A 15,595-nucleotide genomic window follows, 5' to 3' on the forward strand; every position below is an offset into this window, starting at 1 on the left:
GGCGGAATGTGACCGGAGCCGGCCGCCAGTGGAGCAACTGCGGCCTAGAGGACGGCCATGGCCCGGTCGGTCGGGGCCACGGGAGCCGGAAGAATGGTGCTGCCCATCAGGAACTTGTCCACCGCGGCGGCGCAGGCACGCCCCTCCGCGATGGCCCAGACGATGAGGGACTGGCCGCGGCCGGCGTCTCCGGCGACGAAGATGCCTTCCGTGTTGGTCATGTAGTACCCGTCGCGGGCCACGTTGCCGCGGCCGTCGAATTCGGCGCTGACCTGCTCGGTGATCCCTGCCGGTTCCGGGCCGGTGAAGCCCAGCGAGAGGAACACCAGGTCCGCCGGGATGATCCGCTCGGTGCCGGCCTTCGGGAGTCGCTTGCCGTCGACAAATTCGGTCTCGGCCACCTTGACTCCGGTGAGCTTGCCGTTCTCGCCGACGAACTCCACGGTGGAGGCGAGGTAGGTGCGTTCGCCGCCTTCCTCGTGGGCGCTGGCAACCTCGAACAGGGTGGGGAACGTCGGCCACGGCTGGTGGCTGGCGCGCTCCGCCGGCGGCTGCTTGCCGATCGCCAGGGTGGTGACGGACGCGGCCTGGTGCCGGTGCGCGGTGCCGAGGCAGTCCGCACCGGTGTCGCCGCCGCCGAGGATGATCACATGCTTTCCTGCGGCGTTGATCTGGTTCTCCACCGTCTCCCCCGCCACCACACGGTTGGCCGGGACGAGGTAGTCCATCGCGAAGTGCACGCCCTCAAGCTCGCGGCCCGGGATCGGCAGGTCACGCGGGACGGTGGCGCCCGTGGCGATAACGACGGCGTCGTACCGGCGGCGCAGCTGCTCCCAGGTCACATCGGTGCCGACGGCGACGCCGGTCCGGAAGCGGGTGCCTTCGGCCTTCATCTGCTCCAGACGGCGGTCGACGTGCTCTTTCTCCATCTTGAAATCGGGGATGCCGTACCGCAGGAGCCCGCCGATTTTGTCGTCGCGCTCGTAGACGGCGACGGTGTGGCCCACCCGGGTCAGCTGCTGCGCGACGGCGAGCCCGGCGGGGCCGGAGCCGACGACGGCGACTGTCTTGCCGCTGAGCCGGGCCGGCGGCAGCGGGTTGACCCAGCCGTTCTCGAAAGCCTGGTCCACGATGGAGACCTCAACCTGCTTGATGGTCACGGCGGGCTGGTTGATGCCCAGCACGCAGGAAGCCTCGCAGGGTGCCGGGCAGAGCCGCCCGGTGAATTCGGGGAAGTTGTTGGTGGCGTGCAGCCGCTCCATCGCTTCCTCGCCCTTGTCCCGCCAGATGAGGTCATTCCATTCCGGAATGAGGTTTCCCAGCGGGCAGCCCTGGTGGCAGAACGGCACGCCGCAGTCCATGCAGCGGCCCGCCTGGGCCTTCAGGACACCCTTCTCCTGCGCCTCGTAGACTTCCTTCCAGTCCATGATGCGGACCGGAACGGGACGGCGGGGCTGGGTTTCGCGCTGACGTACTTTCAGAAATCCGCGTGGATCAGCCACCGGTCACCTCCAGGATTCGAGACCAAACTTCTTCGCCGTCGGGGTCAAGGCCCTCTTCGATGGCGTCGAGACGGGTTTGCAGTACGGCCGCGTAGTCGCGCGGCAGCACCTTGGTTATGCGGGCTGCGGTGTCGTCGAAGTTCTCCAGCAGCCGGGCCGCGAGCAGCGACTCGGTCTCCTCGAAGTGCTTCTGCAGCAGTCCATGGACAATCTCGCGGTCCTCGGCGTCGAGCTCGCGCAGCTGCAGCTCGCCGGACTCCAGGGCCTGCTTGTTGACGCGTTCGGTCTGCAGGTCCAGCACGTAGGCCGTGCCGCCGGACATGCCGGCACCGAAGTTGCGGCCGGTGCGGCCGATGATCAGCGTCTGACCGCCGGTCATGTACTCGCAGCCGTGGTCGCCGATTCCCTCGACCACCGCGGTGGCGCCGGAGTTGCGGACCATAAAACGTTCGCCGACCTGGCCGCGGAGGTACATTTCGCCGCTCGTGGCGCCGTAGCCGATCACGTTTCCGGCGATCACGTTGCGTTCGGCCGGGAACACGTTGGTGCGGTCCGGCCGGACGATGATGCGCCCGCCGGAAAGCCCCTTGCCGACGTAGTCGTTCGAGTCACCAAACATCCGCAGCGTGATGCCCGCCGGCAGGAACGCACCGAGCGACTGGCCGGCGGTGCCGGTCAGCGTGATGTCGATCGTGTCGGTGGCCAGCACGTCCGTGCTGAAGGTCTTGGTGACCACGTGGCCGAGCATCGTGCCGACGGAGCGGTCCGTGTTGATCACGTCGACGGCGATTTTGACCGGGGTGCGGTCGCTCAGGGCCTCCGCGGCCATCACGATGAGGCGCTGGTCAAAGTGCTTGTCCAGCTCGTGGTTCTGGCCGGTGAGGTTGCGCAGGGGTGCGTCGTCGTCGAATTCGAGTCCGTGCAGGATCGGGTCCAGGTCCAGCCCTTCGGCCTTCCAGTGGTTGATCGCCTCACGGGTATCGAGCATTTCGGCGTGGCCGATCGCTTCCTGGATGCTGCGGAAGCCAAGCTCGGCGAGGATCTCGCGGACTTCCTCGGCGAGGAATTCGAAGAAGTTGACCACGAATTCCGGCTTGCCGGTGAAGCGGGAGCGCAGCTCCGGGTTCTGCGTCGCGACGCCCACCGGGCAGGTGTCCAGGTGGCAGACGCGCATCATGATGCAGCCGGAAACCACCAGCGGCGCGGTGGCGAACCCGAACTCCTCGCCGCCGAGCAGCGCGGCGATCACGACGTCGCGGCCGGTCTTGAGCTGGCCGTCCACCTGCACCACCACGCGGTCGCGCAGGCCGTTGAGCATCAGCGTCTGCTGGGTCTCGGCGAGGCCGAGTTCCCACGGCACACCGGCATGCTTGAGCGAATTCAGCGGCGAGGCGCCGGTCCCGCCGTCGTGCCCGGAAACCAGGACGACGTCGGCCTTGGCCTTCGTGACGCCGGCGGCGACCGTGCCGATCCCGACCTCGGAGACCAACTTGACGTGCACCCGGGCCGAGGGGTTGGCCCGCTTCGCGTCGTAGATCAGCTGGGCGAGGTCCTCGATCGAGTAGATGTCGTGGTGCGGGGGCGGGGAGATGAGCCCGACGCCGGGCGTCGAGTGCCGTGTCCGGGCCACCCAGGGGTAGACCTTCTGCGCCATCAGCTGGCCGCCTTCGCCGGGCTTGGCGCCCTGGGCCATCTTGATCTGGATGTCATCGGCGTTGGTCAGGTAGAGGCTGGTCACGCCGAAGCGGCCGGAGGCGATCTGCTTGACCGCGGAGCGGCGCGTCGGGTCCAGCAGCCGGTCGACGTCCTCGCCGCCTTCGCCGGTGTTGGACTTGCCGCCCAGCCGGTTCATGGCGATCGCGAGGGTTTCGTGGGCCTCCTGGGAGATGGAGCCGTAGCTCATCGCACCGGTGGAGAACCTCTTGACGATGCTGGAGACGGACTCCACTTCCTCGAGCGGGACCGCGGGGCGCAGCCCGGCCTTGAACTTCAGGAGCCCGCGCAGGGTCATCAGGTTCTCGGACTGGTCATCCACGCCGCGGGTGTAAGCCTTGAAGATGTCGTAGCGGCGCTCACGCGTGGCATGCTGCAGCCGGAACACGGTCTCCGGGTTGAACAGGTGGGGCTCACCGTCGCGGCGCCACTGGTACTCGCCGCCGCCGAGCAGCGCCTGGTGGGGCTGCTCGATGCCGTTCTCGGGGTACGCCATCCGGTGGCGTGCCGCGACCTCGGCCGCGATGACGTCGAGGCCGACGCCGCCGAGCTGGGAGTGCGTGCCGGAGAAGTATTCGTCCACCAGGTCCTGGCCCAGGCCCAGGGCCTCGAAGGTCTGGGCCCCGGTGTAGGAGGCCACGGTGGAGATGCCCATCTTGGACATGATCTTCAGGACGCCCTTGCCGAGGCCCTTGATCAGGTTGTAGACGCCGTCCTGCGCGGTGACCCCGACGACGTCGCCGGAGGTAATCAGCTGCTCCACCGATTCCATCGCCAGGTACGGGTTCACGGCCGAGGCGCCGTAGCCGATCAGCACGGCCACGTGGTGGGTCTCGCGGACGTCGCCGGCCTCCACCACGAGGGCGGTCTTGGTGCGGTTGGCGCTGCGCAGCAGGTGGTGGTGCACGGCGCTGACCAGCAGCAGGGACGGGATGGGTGCCCACTGGGCGTTGGAGTCGCGGTCCGAGAGCACGACGTACTGCACCCCGCGGTTGATGGCGCCGGAGACCTGCTCGCAGATTTCGGTCAGGCGGGCGCGCAGCGCATTTTCGCCGCCTTCGGGGCGGTAGAGGCCGCGGACCTTCATGGCGACCTTGTCGCCGTCGGCGTTCTCGATGTTCGCGATCTTGGCGAGCTGGTCGTTGTTGATCACCGGGAACGGCAGCGCAACCTGCGGCTGGCGGACCTGCTTGGTGTCCAGCAGGTTGCCGTTGGGGCCGATCGCGCACGTCAGCGAGGTGACGAGTTCCTCGCGGATGGCGTCCAGCGGCGGGTTGGTGACCTGCGCGAAGGACTGCACGAAGTAGTCGAAGAGCAGCCGGGGCCGCTTGGACAGCACGGCCACAGGGGTGTCCGAGCCCATGGCTCCGAGCGGCTCGGCGCCGGTGCGGGACATCGGGCCCAGCAGGATTTTCAGTTCCTCGGTGGTGTAGCCGAAGGTGCGCTGGCGGATGTTGACCGAGGCCGCGGTGTGCACGACGTGCTCGCGCTCGGGCAGGTCCTTCAGGTCGATCAGGTTTTCCTTGACCCAGTCGGCCCACGGGTTGGCGGCGGCCACCTCGGCCTTGACCTCGGCGTCGCTGATGATCCGGCCGGCGTCGGTGTCCACGAGGAACATCTTGCCGGGTGAGACGCGGCCCTTCTTGACCACCTTGGAAGGTTCGACGTCGATCACGCCGACCTCGGAGGCGAAGATGATCAGGCCATCCTCGGTGATCCAGAACCGGCCGGGGCGCAGCCCGTTGCGGTCCAGGGTGGCGCCGACGAGGTTGCCGTCGGTGAAGGACACCGCGGCGGGGCCGTCCCACGGTTCCATCAGCATGGAGTGGTACTCGTAGAAGGCGCGGCGGGCCGGATCCATCGTGGCGTGGTTTTCCCAGGCCTCGGGGATCATCATCATGATCGAGTGCGTGATCGGCCGGCCGGAGAGCCAGAGCAGTTCCGCGACCTCGTCGAAGGAGGCCGAGTCGGAAGCGCCCGGGGTGCAGATCGGGTAGAGCTCCTCGGGGGAATCCCCCAGCAGCGGGTTGGCCAGCTGCGACTGGCGGGCACGCATCCAGTTGCGGTTTCCCTTGACCGTGTTGATTTCGCCGTTGTGGGCGATGGTCCGGAACGGCTGGGCCAGCGGCCAGGACGGGAAGGTGTTGGTGGAGAAGCGTGAGTGGACGATCGCAAGCTTGGTCTTGAAGCGCTTGTCCGAGAGGTCCGGGTAGAACGGCTCGAGCTGGGCCGTGGTGAGCATGCCCTTGTAGACGATGGTCCGGCAGGACAGCGACGGGAAGTACACGCCGAATTTGTTCTGCGCGCGCTTCCGGATGCGCCAGGCGCGGGAGTCGAGTTCGTTGCGCTCCAGCACCTCCCCGGTGCTGGAGGCAAAGAACGGCTGGGAGAAGTAGGGCATGCAGGCCCGGGCCATTGCCCCGACGAGGTCGGCCACGATCGGCACTTCGCGCCAGCCGAGGACGGTGAGGCCCTCGTCGGCGGCGAGGCCTTCGATGCCGGCCTTCGCGGCGTCGGATTCGCGCTTCTCGGCCGGGAGGAACGCCGTGCCCACCGCGAATTGTCCGGGTGCCGGAAGTTCGAAGTCGGCCACTGCGCGGAAGAATTCGTCCGGGACCTGCATCAGCAGTCCGGCGCCGTCGCCGGTGCCCTCGTCGGCGCCCACGGCGCCACGGTGCTCGAGGTTGCGCAGGGCGGTCAGGGCGGCGTCAACGATGTCGTAACCCGGCTCCCCCCGCAGCGTGGCGATGATGGCGAGTCCGCAGGCGTCCTTCTCCTGCTCGGGGTTGTAGAGCCCGGCCGCTTCGGGAAGCGCTGCGAAGCGCTTGAAAGGTGACATGGCGGCCTGCTGAGGCTCGGACCAACTGGGGCTGTGCAGGGTTTGGGTCATGGGAGACGTCCTTCCTCCTGATCGTGCGTATGGGAGGGACAACATTGGCCCGCATCGGTGCGCCGGTGTGATGGGCACAACAAAGTTTTTTCTTATTCGAATTGTAGGTCAGCGCCGCGTCCTGCACTAACAGTTACGCAACCGCCGGCCCGGAATTGCGCGAACAACAACTCTCTGCTGTCCGGTGCTTTCCTTGCTGCCACGCCGTTGTGGAGACGGGCTCTGCGAGGGGTGACTCCGCGGCCCGGTTTGCCGGGGCTGAGCTACTTGGTGCCCTCAGCGTCCGGCGCGGTTCCGGTGGCCTGGTGGCCGGATGCTCCGGCCGCCGGCGCTCCCGTGGCGGGCTTGGTGCCGCCCGTGGATTCCTTTGACGCTTCAGCTGGGGCGGAAGCGTGGCCTGGACCGCTCTGGTTAACAGGGAGATTACCACGCAAACCACTATCTGAGACAGCAGAATCCGAATGCTGGACGCCCTCGCTGGGGGCAGGACCGGTGGCCGGAACGGTGGCCGGCTCCTTGATTGCCGCGTCGTTTCGGGCTTCGGCTGCGGCCGTTGCGGCCTCGTCATCCAGGTCGTCGGCGGGAGCGGACGGTTCGCGGCCCGGCAGGTAGACCGTGTCGGGCTCCGTGCGCTTGCGCAGGCCCAGGATGATGAACGCGGCCAGCGCACCCAGCAGTACGAAGATGCTGGTCCACACGTTCAGCCGGGTGGTGATGCCGAAGAGGTTGATCTGCTCGGCATCGTCGATCCGCATCGCCTCGATCCAGACCCGGCCCAGCGTGTAGTAGACCGCGTAGAGGCAGAACAGCCGGCCCCGGCGGAAGCGGAACCTGCGGTCCAGCAGCAGCAGGATCCCGACGCCGGCCAGGTTCCAGAGGGATTCGTAGAGGAATGTCGGGTGGAAGAGGGTGCCGGCGGCCATGCCGGGCGGGAAGTTCGGGTTGTCGGCGTCGATCTGCAGCCCCCACGGCAGCGTGGTGGGGCCGCCGAAGAGCTCCTGGTTGAAGTAGTTGCCCCAGCGGCCGATTGCCTGGGCCAGCAGCAGGCCGGGCGCGGCGGCGTCGAGGAAGGCGCTCAGCTTGACCCCCGCCCTGCGGCAGCCGATCCACGCACCCACGGAGCCCAGCAGCACGGCTCCCCAGATCCCCAGTCCGCCGCGCTGGAGCTGCGGGATCAGGGACAGGTCACCTGTGCCGTTAAAGCCGGGGCCGAAGTACGCATCCGGTGAGGACACCACGTGGTAGAGCCGGCCGCCGATGATGCCGAAGGGGATGGCCCAGATGGCAATGTCCCACACGCTGCCCTCCGGGGCGCCGCGCTTGGCCCAGCGCACCGAGGTGAGCCACAGGCCGGCAACGATGCCGAGCAGGATGCACAGGGCGTAGGCGTGGATGCGCAGGGTCCCCCACGGCAGCGGGATGTCGAAGCCGGACCAGTCCGGGCTCGGAATGCTCGCGGGAATCATCGCTGCCGCGTGGAGGACTGACTGCATGTGCTTTATGCTTCTTCCCTGGTGAGGCCGGTGCTGAGGTCTTTCGTCAAGGACGCTACCGCATCCACGCCGCCGTCGCCGATGGCCACGACGAGCGCGGTGCCAACGATCACGCCATCCGCGTAGGCTGCGATCTCGCGGACCTGGTCCGCGTTGGACACGCCCAGCCCGACACAGACGCGTTCTGCGCCGGCAGCGTGCGCGGCGGCCACAACGTCCTTGGCCGCGGAGCTGACCGAGGTGCGGGCGCCGGTGACACCCATGATCGAGACAGCGTAGACGAAGCCCCGGCTCGCGTCGACGGTGCGCTTCATGCGCTCCGGCGACGATGACGGCGCCACCAGGAACACCCGGTCCAGACCGTACATGTCCGAGGCCGCCATCCATTCGGAGGCTTCGTCGGGGATCAGGTCGGGGGTGATGAGCCCGGCTCCCCCGGCTTCGGCGAGACGGCGGGAGAATTCCTCCACGCCCATCCGGACCACGGGGTTCCAGTAGGTCATGACCAGCACGGCGGCGTCGGTCTTGCTGGTGATGCCGCGGACGACGTCGAAGACCTGCTGGACGTGGAAGCCCTTGTTGAGGGCCTCGCTGGTGGCCGCCTGGATGACCAGGCCGTCCATGACCGGGTCGGAGTACGGGATCCCGATTTCGATCAGGTCTGCGCCGTTTTCCGCGAGGGCGATGCCGGCCGCGATGGTGTCCTCGACGCTGGGGTAGCCGGCGGGCAGATAGCCGATGAGGGCCGCGCGGCCCTGGGCTTTGGCCCGGTCAATGGCGGCAGCGGACTTGCTGGCGGTCCGGGCGGTGCCCGGTTCCTGCACGGTGCTCACAGCTGCTCCCCCTCTTTGGCGATCTCGTGCTCGGGTGAATCCTTGTCCAGCAGGTCGAACCATTCGGCGGCGGTGGCCACGTCCTTGTCGCCGCGGCCGGAGAGGTTCACGATCACGATCTTCTCGGATGCTTTGACGGTTGATTTGCCGGCGGCTTCGTCGGCGGCGCATTCGGCGGCGATCCGCTGGCCGATTTTCATCGCTCCGGCCAGGGCGTGCGCGGACTCGATGGCCGGGATGATGCCTTCGGTGCGGCAGAGCAGCCGGAACGCGTCCATCGCCTCGCTGTCGGTGATGGGCTCGTAGCTGACGCGCCCGATGTCCGCGAGGTAGGAGTGCTCCGGGCCGACTCCGGGGTAGTCCAGGCCCGCCGAAATGGAGTGCGATTCGATGGTCTGGCCGTCGTCGTCCTGCATCAGGTAGGAGCGGGCGCCGTGCAGCACGCCGGGCTTGCCGAGGGTGATGGTGGCGGCGTGGCGGCCGGTTTCGACGCCCTCGCCGCCGGCCTCGAAGCCGTAGATCTTGACCGAGGGATCGTCCAGGAAGCCGTGGAAGATGCCGATGGCGTTCGAGCCGCCGCCGATGCAGGCGCAGACGGCGTCGGGCAGGCGGCCGGCCTGCTCCAGGATCTGCGCCCGGGCCTCCTCGCCGATGACCTCGTGGAAGTACCGGACCATGGCCGGGAACGGGTGCGCCCCGGCGGCGGTGCCCAGCAGGTAGTGGGTGTTGTCCACGTTGGCGACCCAGTCGCGGAGCGCCTCGTTGATGGCGTCCTTGAGGGTCTGGGAACCGTTGGTCACCGGGATGACGGTGGCTCCGAGGAGCTCCATCCGGGCGACGTTCAGGGACTGCCGGCGGCAGTCCTCGGCGCCCATGTACACGACGCATTCCAGCCCCATCAGGGCTGCAGCCGTGGCGCTGGCGACGCCGTGCTGGCCGGCGCCGGTTTCGGCGATGACACGGGTCTTGCCCATGCGCTTGGCCAGGAGCGCCTGTCCCAGCACGTTGTTGATCTTGTGCGAACCGGTGTGGTTGAGGTCCTCGCGCTTGAGGAAGATCCGGACTCCCCCGGCGTGTTCGGCGAAGCGCTTGGCCTCGGTCAGCAGCGAGGGCCGGCCCGAGTAGTTCTTGTTCAGCTCCGCGATCTGCGCGGTGAACTCCGGATCGGCCTTGGCCTTCTCGAAGGTGTCCTCAAGCTCATCCAGGGCTGCGATGAGTGACTCGGGCATCCATCGGCCGCCGTAGGCGCCGAAGTAGGGTCCGGGGGCGTGCCGCAGGGATTCTCCACCCTGCAGGAACGCGTCCACGGCGCTTTCGTCTGAGCCGGCTGCTGGCGCATCGACCATCAGTCTCACCATCCTGTTCCACTGCTAATTAGATCTGGGGTCCGCACGGCTGCGCTGCCGAGTCCGGCCAGGCATTGCCCGGCCGGAGCGCCGTTCAGGAACGTGCGGCGATTTCTTCTGCTCCGGCGGCCATAAACTCCGCGATCCGCTCCCGCGGGGTCGCGTCACTGACCAGGGCTTCGCCCACGAGTACCGCGTTGGCGCCGTTCGCGGCGTAGTGCCGGACATCGTTGACGCCGCGCACGCCCGATTCCGCGATGACGAGCGCGCCGGCGGGGATGCCTCCGGCGAGTTCGGCGAAAACGGAACGGTCGACGTCGAGCGTCTTGAGGTTGCGCACGTTGACGCCGATGATCCGCGCCTCGGCGGCGACCGCCCGCTCAATTTCCCCGGCGGTGTGCGTTTCGACGAGCACGTTCATGCCGAGTTCGCGGCTGAGGGCGCTGAACTCGCGCAGCTGCGCATCGGACAGGGACGCCACGATCAGCAGGATCAGGTCGGCCCCGTGTGCCCGGGCCTCCCAGATCTGGTACTCGTCGATCATGAAGTCCTTGCGCAGCAGCGGGATGTCCACGGCTGCCCGGACGGCGTCGAAGTCGGCGAGCGAGCCGTTGAAACGGCGCTGTTCGGTCAGGACGCTGATCGCGGCGGCGCCGCCGCCGGCGTACTGCACGGCGAGCGAGGCAGGGTCCGCAATACTGGCGAGATCGCCCTTGGAGGGGCTGCGGCGCTTGATTTCAGCAATGACCCTCAGCTGGTCGCGCGTTGCCGAGGCACCGCCCAGGGCGGTCCACGCGTCGCGCGCCGGTGCGGCCGCGGCGGCGCGCTCCTTCAGCTCGGCGAGCGTGGTGACCCGCCGGCGGGCCTCCATATCCTCCCTGACACCGGCGTTGATGTCATCGAGAACGCTCACCCTTAGTGGCCGGAGTTCTTCAGCTTGCTGCCGCCCACACCGTAACCGGCCTTGCGCATGACGAAGCCGACGACCAGGCCGACGGCCATGACGACGCCGCCCGCGATGAAGATCGTGGCGTTGGCGATGACAAAGGCGATGGACATGATGAGGGCGCCGACGAGCATGACAAAAACGGTGGTCCAGGCTGCCGGGCTGTTGCCGTGGCCGGTCGGTTCTTGGTGATCGATGTCGTCGTAGGAGTAGCCGGTTCCGGCAGCGGGCTTGGGGGCGGAAACAGGGGCTTTGCTCATGGGAATCTCCTCAGGGTGAATACTGCTTACATTCTGCCATTTTTTGGCTGTGTTGTTCGCCGCGTTACCGGGCCGCGTTACCGGGCGTGCACGCGGCACCGGCTCAGGTGGGATCGTCGCCTCGTGACAAACGGTCCCAGCTGTCGATGTCGTCCGCCGGTCCGTCCGGCGCCGCGGACCCGGCGGCGGCGGCACCCGTGGCTGCGGTGTCGTATTTGGTGCGCGACTTCCAGAAGCGGCCCGCCGGGATGATCAGCAGCGCGCTGAGCCCCAGCAGGGCTCCGGCCACGACGGCGAGGCCCGGGAACACGGTGACGTCCACCGATACGTCGCTGCCGGTGATTCCGGTGGCGGCGGCGATGGATCCCTGGGCGGCGGCCAGCGGGTCCGCAATCACGATCGCGGCGGCGCTGACGATGCCGGCGGCGGCCAGCAGGATGAGCGCCGTGATGATCCAGCGGGCGATCCGGCCGGCGATCGACACCGCGAGCCCGCCGGCGAGAGCCACCAGCGCCAGGGCCGTCACCGTCGTCGCGGCTTTGCTGCCCTGCACGTGCAGGCCGTCCTGGCTGCTGACGGCCTGGCCGAGCTGGGCAGGGTCCAGGTGGACGGTGAGCCAGGTCTGCGTGGTGGTTCCGAAGACGGCCAACGCCAGGGCGACGATGGCCAGCACCAGGGTGGACTTCCGGGCCCAGCGTGGGACGACCGGGCTGGTGCTCTTGACCGTGCTGCCGCTCATGACTGCGTCCCGGCGTCGGGAATGGACTCGGCGGTGATATTGCGCAGCGACCGGGCTGTGTGGACGGCCCGCATCGGGGCGGCGGCCTTGTTCACGGTTTCGAGGGCCTCCGTGGCGTTCACGGAGTCGGCCACGATGCCGCCGCCTGCCTGCACGTAGGCGCGTCCTTCCCGCAGCAGCGCCGAGCGGATGGCGATGGCCATGTCCATGTCGCCGGCGAAGTCGAGATAGCCGACCACTCCCCCGTAGATCCCGCGGCGGTGCGGTTCCAGCTCATCGAGCAGGCGCAGCGCGCGGGGCTTGGGGGCGCCGGACAGCGTCCCGGCCGGGAACGTCGCCTTCAGCACGTCGTAGGCCTTCGCGGTGGGCGCAAGTTTGCCGACGACGGTGGAGACCAGGTGCATGATGTGGCTGAAGCGCTCGACTTCCATGAACTGGGTGACGTCGACGGAGCCGGCGACGCAGACCTTGGAGAGGTCGTTGCGGGACAGGTCCACCAGCATCAGGTGTTCGGCGCGTTCCTTCTCGTCCGCAAGGAGCTCCTCGGCCAGGGCCTTGTCCGCCTCCACGGTCTTGCCGCGCGGCCGGGAGCCGGCGATGGGGTGGGTGATGACTTCCTCGCCCGTCACGGTCACCAGCGCCTCCGGGGAGGACCCGACGATCGAATATTGCCGGCCGTCGGCGTCCTCGAGGCTGAAGATGTACATGTAGGGGCTGGGGTTGGTGTTCCGGAGCACCCGGTAGACGTCCAGCGGGTCGGCGCCGCATTCCATTTCGAAGCGGCGCGAGATGACCACCTGGAAGACCTCGCCGTCGACGATCGCTTCCTTGCTGCGGTCCAGGGCGGCGAGGTAGTCCGTCTCGTTCCAGCGTTCCTGCACGCTGGAGGCGAAGTCCAGGGCGGCCGGGTCGAGCACGGAAACCGGCTGTTTCACGGGGGTGCTGACCTGGGCCAGCAGCGCCTTGACCCGGGCGACGGCGTCGTGCCAGGCCTCGTCGACCCGGTCGGAGCTGTTGTCGAAGTTGATCGCGTTGGCGATCAGCAGCACGGTGCCGTCCATGTTGTCGTGCACCGCCATGTCCGTGACGAGGTTGAGCGCCATTTCGGGCAGCTGCAGGTCATCCTCCGGCGGGCTGGTCAGTTTCTCCCAGTGCCGGACGGTTTCCCAGCCGAGGAAGCCCACCAGGCCGGAGGTGAAGGGCGGAAGGTCGTCGAAGCGGTCGGTGCGCAGGGCCTCAATGGTGTCGCGGATCGCGTCCACCGGGCTGCCGCCCAGCGGCACCCCGACGGGCGGCTCGCCCAGCCAGTATGCCTGGCCGTCCTTGGTGGTCAGGGTAGCCCTGGACCGCGCGCCGATGAAGGAGTAGCGCGACCAGGAGCCTCCGACGGCGGCGGATTCCATCAGGAACGTGCCGGGCTGGCCCTGGGCAAGTTTGCGGTACAGCCCGATCGGCGTTTCGGCGTCAGCCAGCACCTTCAGCCGGACGGGGATAACACGGCTGTGGCCTGCGAGTTCACGGAACTCCTCCAGGCCCGGGCTGATGATTCCAAGGTCCTGCATGGCTGTGGTTTCCGCCTGTTCTTTCAGTGGTCCTGAAGGTTGAGTGTGCGGGGCCGGGCCCCGCCGGGGCTGCTTGCTGCGGCTGGGCCGCAGTCAACCGCCGGGTCAGTCGGCGTGGCCGGTGACGACGTCGAGTCCGCGGCCGTCGAAGCAGGTCCGGGTCCCGGTGTGGCAGGCCGCGCCGACCTGGTCCACACGGACCAGCAGCGCGTCGCCGTCGCAGTCCATTGCGAGCGACTTGACCCACTGCACGTGGCCGGAGGTGTCCCCCTTGCGCCAGTATTCCTGGCGGGAGCGTGAGTAGAACGTCACCCGCCCGCTGGTCATGGTGCGGCGCAGGGCCTCGTCATCCATCCAGCCGAGCATCAGCACCTCGTTGGTGTCGAACTGCTGCACGATCGCTGCGACCAGGCCGGCACTGTCCCGCTTCAGGGCTGCTGCGAGGCCGGCGGGAAGGGTGTCCGCGGGCGCGGCCGATCCGGGACCGGTGTTTTCCGGGACAGGACTTCCACCGACGGAACGTCCGCCGTCGGTGATTCCGTTGACAGTTCTTCCACTGACGGGGGCGGGGGCGGGCTGCTCAGACATCAGCTCCAGTCTAGTGCCTCCCGGCACGGCGCCGCCCAGCCGCCCGGCGCCCCCTTAACATCGGCGTCACGCGGATGTGAGACGGCTCCCAGTGGCACAAACGACGGCGGTTCACGTGCCCACGCGGGGCACTCTCGTGCTAGTTTCACAAGTGATGCATTTCGTCGATCCGTCCCGAGAAGTTCTGGCCGAAACCTTACTGGCGGCCGGTCCTGACTCCCCCACGCTCTGTAAGGGCTGGCTGACCAGGGACCTTGCTGCCCACCTGTACCTCCGAGAGCGCAAAGCGGCCGTCGGCCTGGGACTGCTGATCAAGCGTCTGTCCAAGGCCTCGGACCAGGCCACAGCCGCGCTGGCCGCCAAGCTCCAGACGCCGGAGGACTACAACAAGCTGGTCAACTCCTTCCGCGCCGGGCCGTCCGCGTTTTCCCCGATGAAGATCAAGGCCCTGGACGAAAGCGCCAACCTGATCGAATACTTCGTCCACACCGAGGACATCCGCCGGGCCGTGGACCGCTGGGCACCCCGCGCCCTCGACGAGGCCTACTCCGACGCCCTCTGGGATGAACTGGTGAAGCGCGCGGCGATTCTCTACCGCGGGGTGGACCTCGGGATCGTGCTGGTGCGCCCCTCCGGCCCCCGGCACGTCGCCAAACGCGCCCCGGTCTCGGTGGCGATCGTCGGCGAGCCGGGCGAACTCCTCATGCACGCCCACGGCCGCACCCGCCACGCCCTCGTGACCTTCGAAGGCCAGCCGGACGCCGTCGCGCTCCTGCAGTCCGCCGAAGTCGGACTCTAACCCCACACACCCAGCACCCCACACAGCAACGCGGGGTCACTTAGCGCCCGTAATCCCCTCCGGGATGGGCGCGAAGTGACCCCGCGTTGGTTTAAGCGGCGGCTGGTTAGCGGACTTCGAAGCCTGCTGCACGGATCGCGGCCTTGACCTGCGCGATCATGTCCAGCGGGCCGAAGTGGAAGACGGACGCGGCGAGGACCGCGTCGGCTCCGGCCGCGACGGCGGGCGGGAAGTGCTCCGGCTTGCCGGCACCGCCGGAGGCGATGAGGGGGACCTTGACGGCGGCCCGCGCGAGCCGGATCAGTTCCAGGTCGAAGCCGTCCTTGGTGCCGTCGGCGTCGATCGAGTTGAGCAGGATTTCACCCACACCGCGGTCGGCCGCTTCCCGGGCCCAGGCGATCGCGTCGATTCCGGTCCCCTGGCGTCCCCCGTGGGTGGTGACTTCGAAGCCGGAGGGGGTGGGCTGGGAGCCGGGACGGGTGCGGCGCGCGTCGAGGGACAGCACCAGGACCTGGGACCCGAAGTGCCGGGTGATCTCGTCGATCACGTCGGGACGGGCGACGGCGGCGGTGTTGATCGCGGCCTTGTCCGCCCCGTAGCGCAGGAGCTTGTCCACCTCGGCGACGCCGCGGACACCGCCGCCGACGGTCAGCGGGATGAAGACTTCCTCGGCGGTGCGCCGGACGACGTCGAAGGTTGTCTCCCGGTTGCCCGAGGACGCCGTGACGTCGAGGAAGGTCAGTTCGTCGGCGCCGCCGTTGTCGTAGCGGTGCGCCAGTTCGACGGGGTCTCCGGCGTCGCGGAGTCCTTCGAAGTTGATGCCCTTGACCACGCGGCCGGCATCAACGTCCAGGCACGGGATAACGCGGACGGCTACTGCCATGACTTCTCCTGGTATTCGCTCACGGAAGGAACATACACGCC

Annotated in this window: 12 protein-coding genes; 1 reads left to right on the plus strand and 11 read right to left on the minus strand. The window is 68.2% G+C overall.

The annotated features are described in order from the left end of the window. Positions 1–44 precede the first annotated feature (44 nt). The 10 genes from AC1MFL_RS01325 to hisI form a co-directional block, all read right to left on the minus strand. On the minus strand, positions 45–1,502 hold the full coding sequence (locus AC1MFL_RS01325) for a glutamate synthase subunit beta (protein WP_479812830.1): 1,458 nt from the start codon (positions 1,500–1,502) through the stop codon (positions 45–47). Further along, a complete protein-coding gene (gene gltB / locus AC1MFL_RS01330; protein ID WP_479812832.1) occupies positions 1,495–6,105 on the minus strand; it encodes a glutamate synthase large subunit in 4,611 nt (1,536 codons plus the stop codon). The genes AC1MFL_RS01325 and gltB overlap by 8 nt, the downstream gene beginning before the upstream one ends. 263 nt (positions 6,106–6,368) lie before the next feature. Then, positions 6,369–7,598, minus strand: coding sequence for a prolipoprotein diacylglyceryl transferase (gene lgt / locus AC1MFL_RS01335; protein WP_479812834.1), 1,230 nt, complete (start codon positions 7,596–7,598; stop codon positions 6,369–6,371). A 5-nt stretch (positions 7,599–7,603) separates the two neighbouring features. After that, the gene (gene trpA / locus AC1MFL_RS01340) at positions 7,604–8,431 is read right to left on the minus strand and encodes a tryptophan synthase subunit alpha (RefSeq protein WP_479812836.1); all 828 of its coding nucleotides are present in this window, start codon (positions 8,429–8,431) and stop codon (positions 7,604–7,606) included. Further along, on the minus strand, positions 8,428–9,777 hold the full coding sequence (trpB, locus tag AC1MFL_RS01345; RefSeq protein ID WP_479812838.1) for a tryptophan synthase subunit beta: 1,350 nt from the start codon (positions 9,775–9,777) through the stop codon (positions 8,428–8,430). The genes trpA and trpB overlap by 4 nt, the downstream gene beginning before the upstream one ends. Before the next feature lie 94 nt (positions 9,778–9,871). After that, positions 9,872–10,690: an indole-3-glycerol phosphate synthase TrpC gene (trpC, locus tag AC1MFL_RS01350; RefSeq protein ID WP_479812840.1), complete on the minus strand. Its 819-nt coding sequence runs from the start codon at positions 10,688–10,690 to the stop codon at positions 9,872–9,874. Between the two features lie 2 nt (positions 10,691–10,692). Then, the gene (locus AC1MFL_RS01355) at positions 10,693–10,983 is read right to left on the minus strand and encodes an HGxxPAAW family protein (protein ID WP_479812842.1); all 291 of its coding nucleotides are present in this window, start codon (positions 10,981–10,983) and stop codon (positions 10,693–10,695) included. Positions 10,984–11,086: 103 nt separating this feature from the next. After that, positions 11,087–11,722, minus strand: a complete 636-nt coding sequence (locus tag AC1MFL_RS01360) for a Trp biosynthesis-associated membrane protein (protein ID WP_479812844.1) — start codon at positions 11,720–11,722, stop codon at positions 11,087–11,089. Continuing rightward, positions 11,719–13,284 (minus strand): anthranilate synthase component I, encoded by a 1,566-nt coding sequence (locus tag AC1MFL_RS01365; protein WP_479812846.1) that lies wholly within the window; start codon positions 13,282–13,284, stop codon positions 11,719–11,721. Before AC1MFL_RS01365 ends, AC1MFL_RS01360 begins: the two co-directional genes overlap by 4 nt. A gap of 105 nt (positions 13,285–13,389) precedes the next feature. Further along, positions 13,390–13,872, minus strand: coding sequence for a phosphoribosyl-AMP cyclohydrolase (gene hisI, locus AC1MFL_RS01370; protein WP_479812848.1), 483 nt, complete (start codon positions 13,870–13,872; stop codon positions 13,390–13,392). A 154-nt stretch (positions 13,873–14,026) separates the two neighbouring features. Between hisI and AC1MFL_RS01375 the strand changes: the two genes are divergently transcribed. Beyond that, entirely contained in the window at positions 14,027–14,671 is a 645-nt protein-coding gene (locus tag AC1MFL_RS01375) for a TIGR03085 family metal-binding protein (RefSeq protein ID WP_479812850.1), read from the plus strand. 106 nt (positions 14,672–14,777) lie between these two features. Here the strand turns inward: AC1MFL_RS01375 and hisF are convergent, their stop codons facing one another. After that, the gene (hisF, locus tag AC1MFL_RS01380) at positions 14,778–15,554 is read right to left on the minus strand and encodes an imidazole glycerol phosphate synthase subunit HisF (RefSeq protein ID WP_479812852.1); all 777 of its coding nucleotides are present in this window, start codon (positions 15,552–15,554) and stop codon (positions 14,778–14,780) included. Positions 15,555–15,595: the final 41 nt, after the last annotated feature.

The sequence above is a fragment of the Arthrobacter sp. BG3 genome, assembly GCF_056680185.1.

What these genes read in the sequence shown, in the direction of transcription:
- AC1MFL_RS01375 (WP_479812850.1), top strand. Translation starts at nt 14,027, where the DNA reads ATGCATTTCGTCGATCCGTCCCGAGAAGTTCTGGCCGAAACCTTACTG.
- AC1MFL_RS01355 (WP_479812842.1), bottom strand. Translation starts at nt 10,983, where the DNA reads ATGAGCAAAGCCCCTGTTTCCGCCCCCAAGCCCGCTGCCGGAACCGGC.
- AC1MFL_RS01360 (WP_479812844.1), bottom strand. Translation starts at nt 11,722, where the DNA reads ATGAGCGGCAGCACGGTCAAGAGCACCAGCCCGGTCGTCCCACGCTGG.
- lgt (WP_479812834.1), bottom strand. Translation starts at nt 7,598, where the DNA reads ATGCAGTCAGTCCTCCACGCGGCAGCGATGATTCCCGCGAGCATTCCG.
- AC1MFL_RS01365 (WP_479812846.1), bottom strand. Translation starts at nt 13,284, where the DNA reads ATGCAGGACCTTGGAATCATCAGCCCGGGCCTGGAGGAGTTCCGTGAA.
- hisF (WP_479812852.1), bottom strand. Translation starts at nt 15,554, where the DNA reads ATGGCAGTAGCCGTCCGCGTTATCCCGTGCCTGGACGTTGATGCCGGC.
- gltB (WP_479812832.1), bottom strand. Translation starts at nt 6,105, where the DNA reads ATGACCCAAACCCTGCACAGCCCCAGTTGGTCCGAGCCTCAGCAGGCC.
- hisI (WP_479812848.1), bottom strand. Translation starts at nt 13,872, where the DNA reads ATGTCTGAGCAGCCCGCCCCCGCCCCCGTCAGTGGAAGAACTGTCAAC.
- trpB (WP_479812838.1), bottom strand. Translation starts at nt 9,777, where the DNA reads ATGGTCGATGCGCCAGCAGCCGGCTCAGACGAAAGCGCCGTGGACGCG.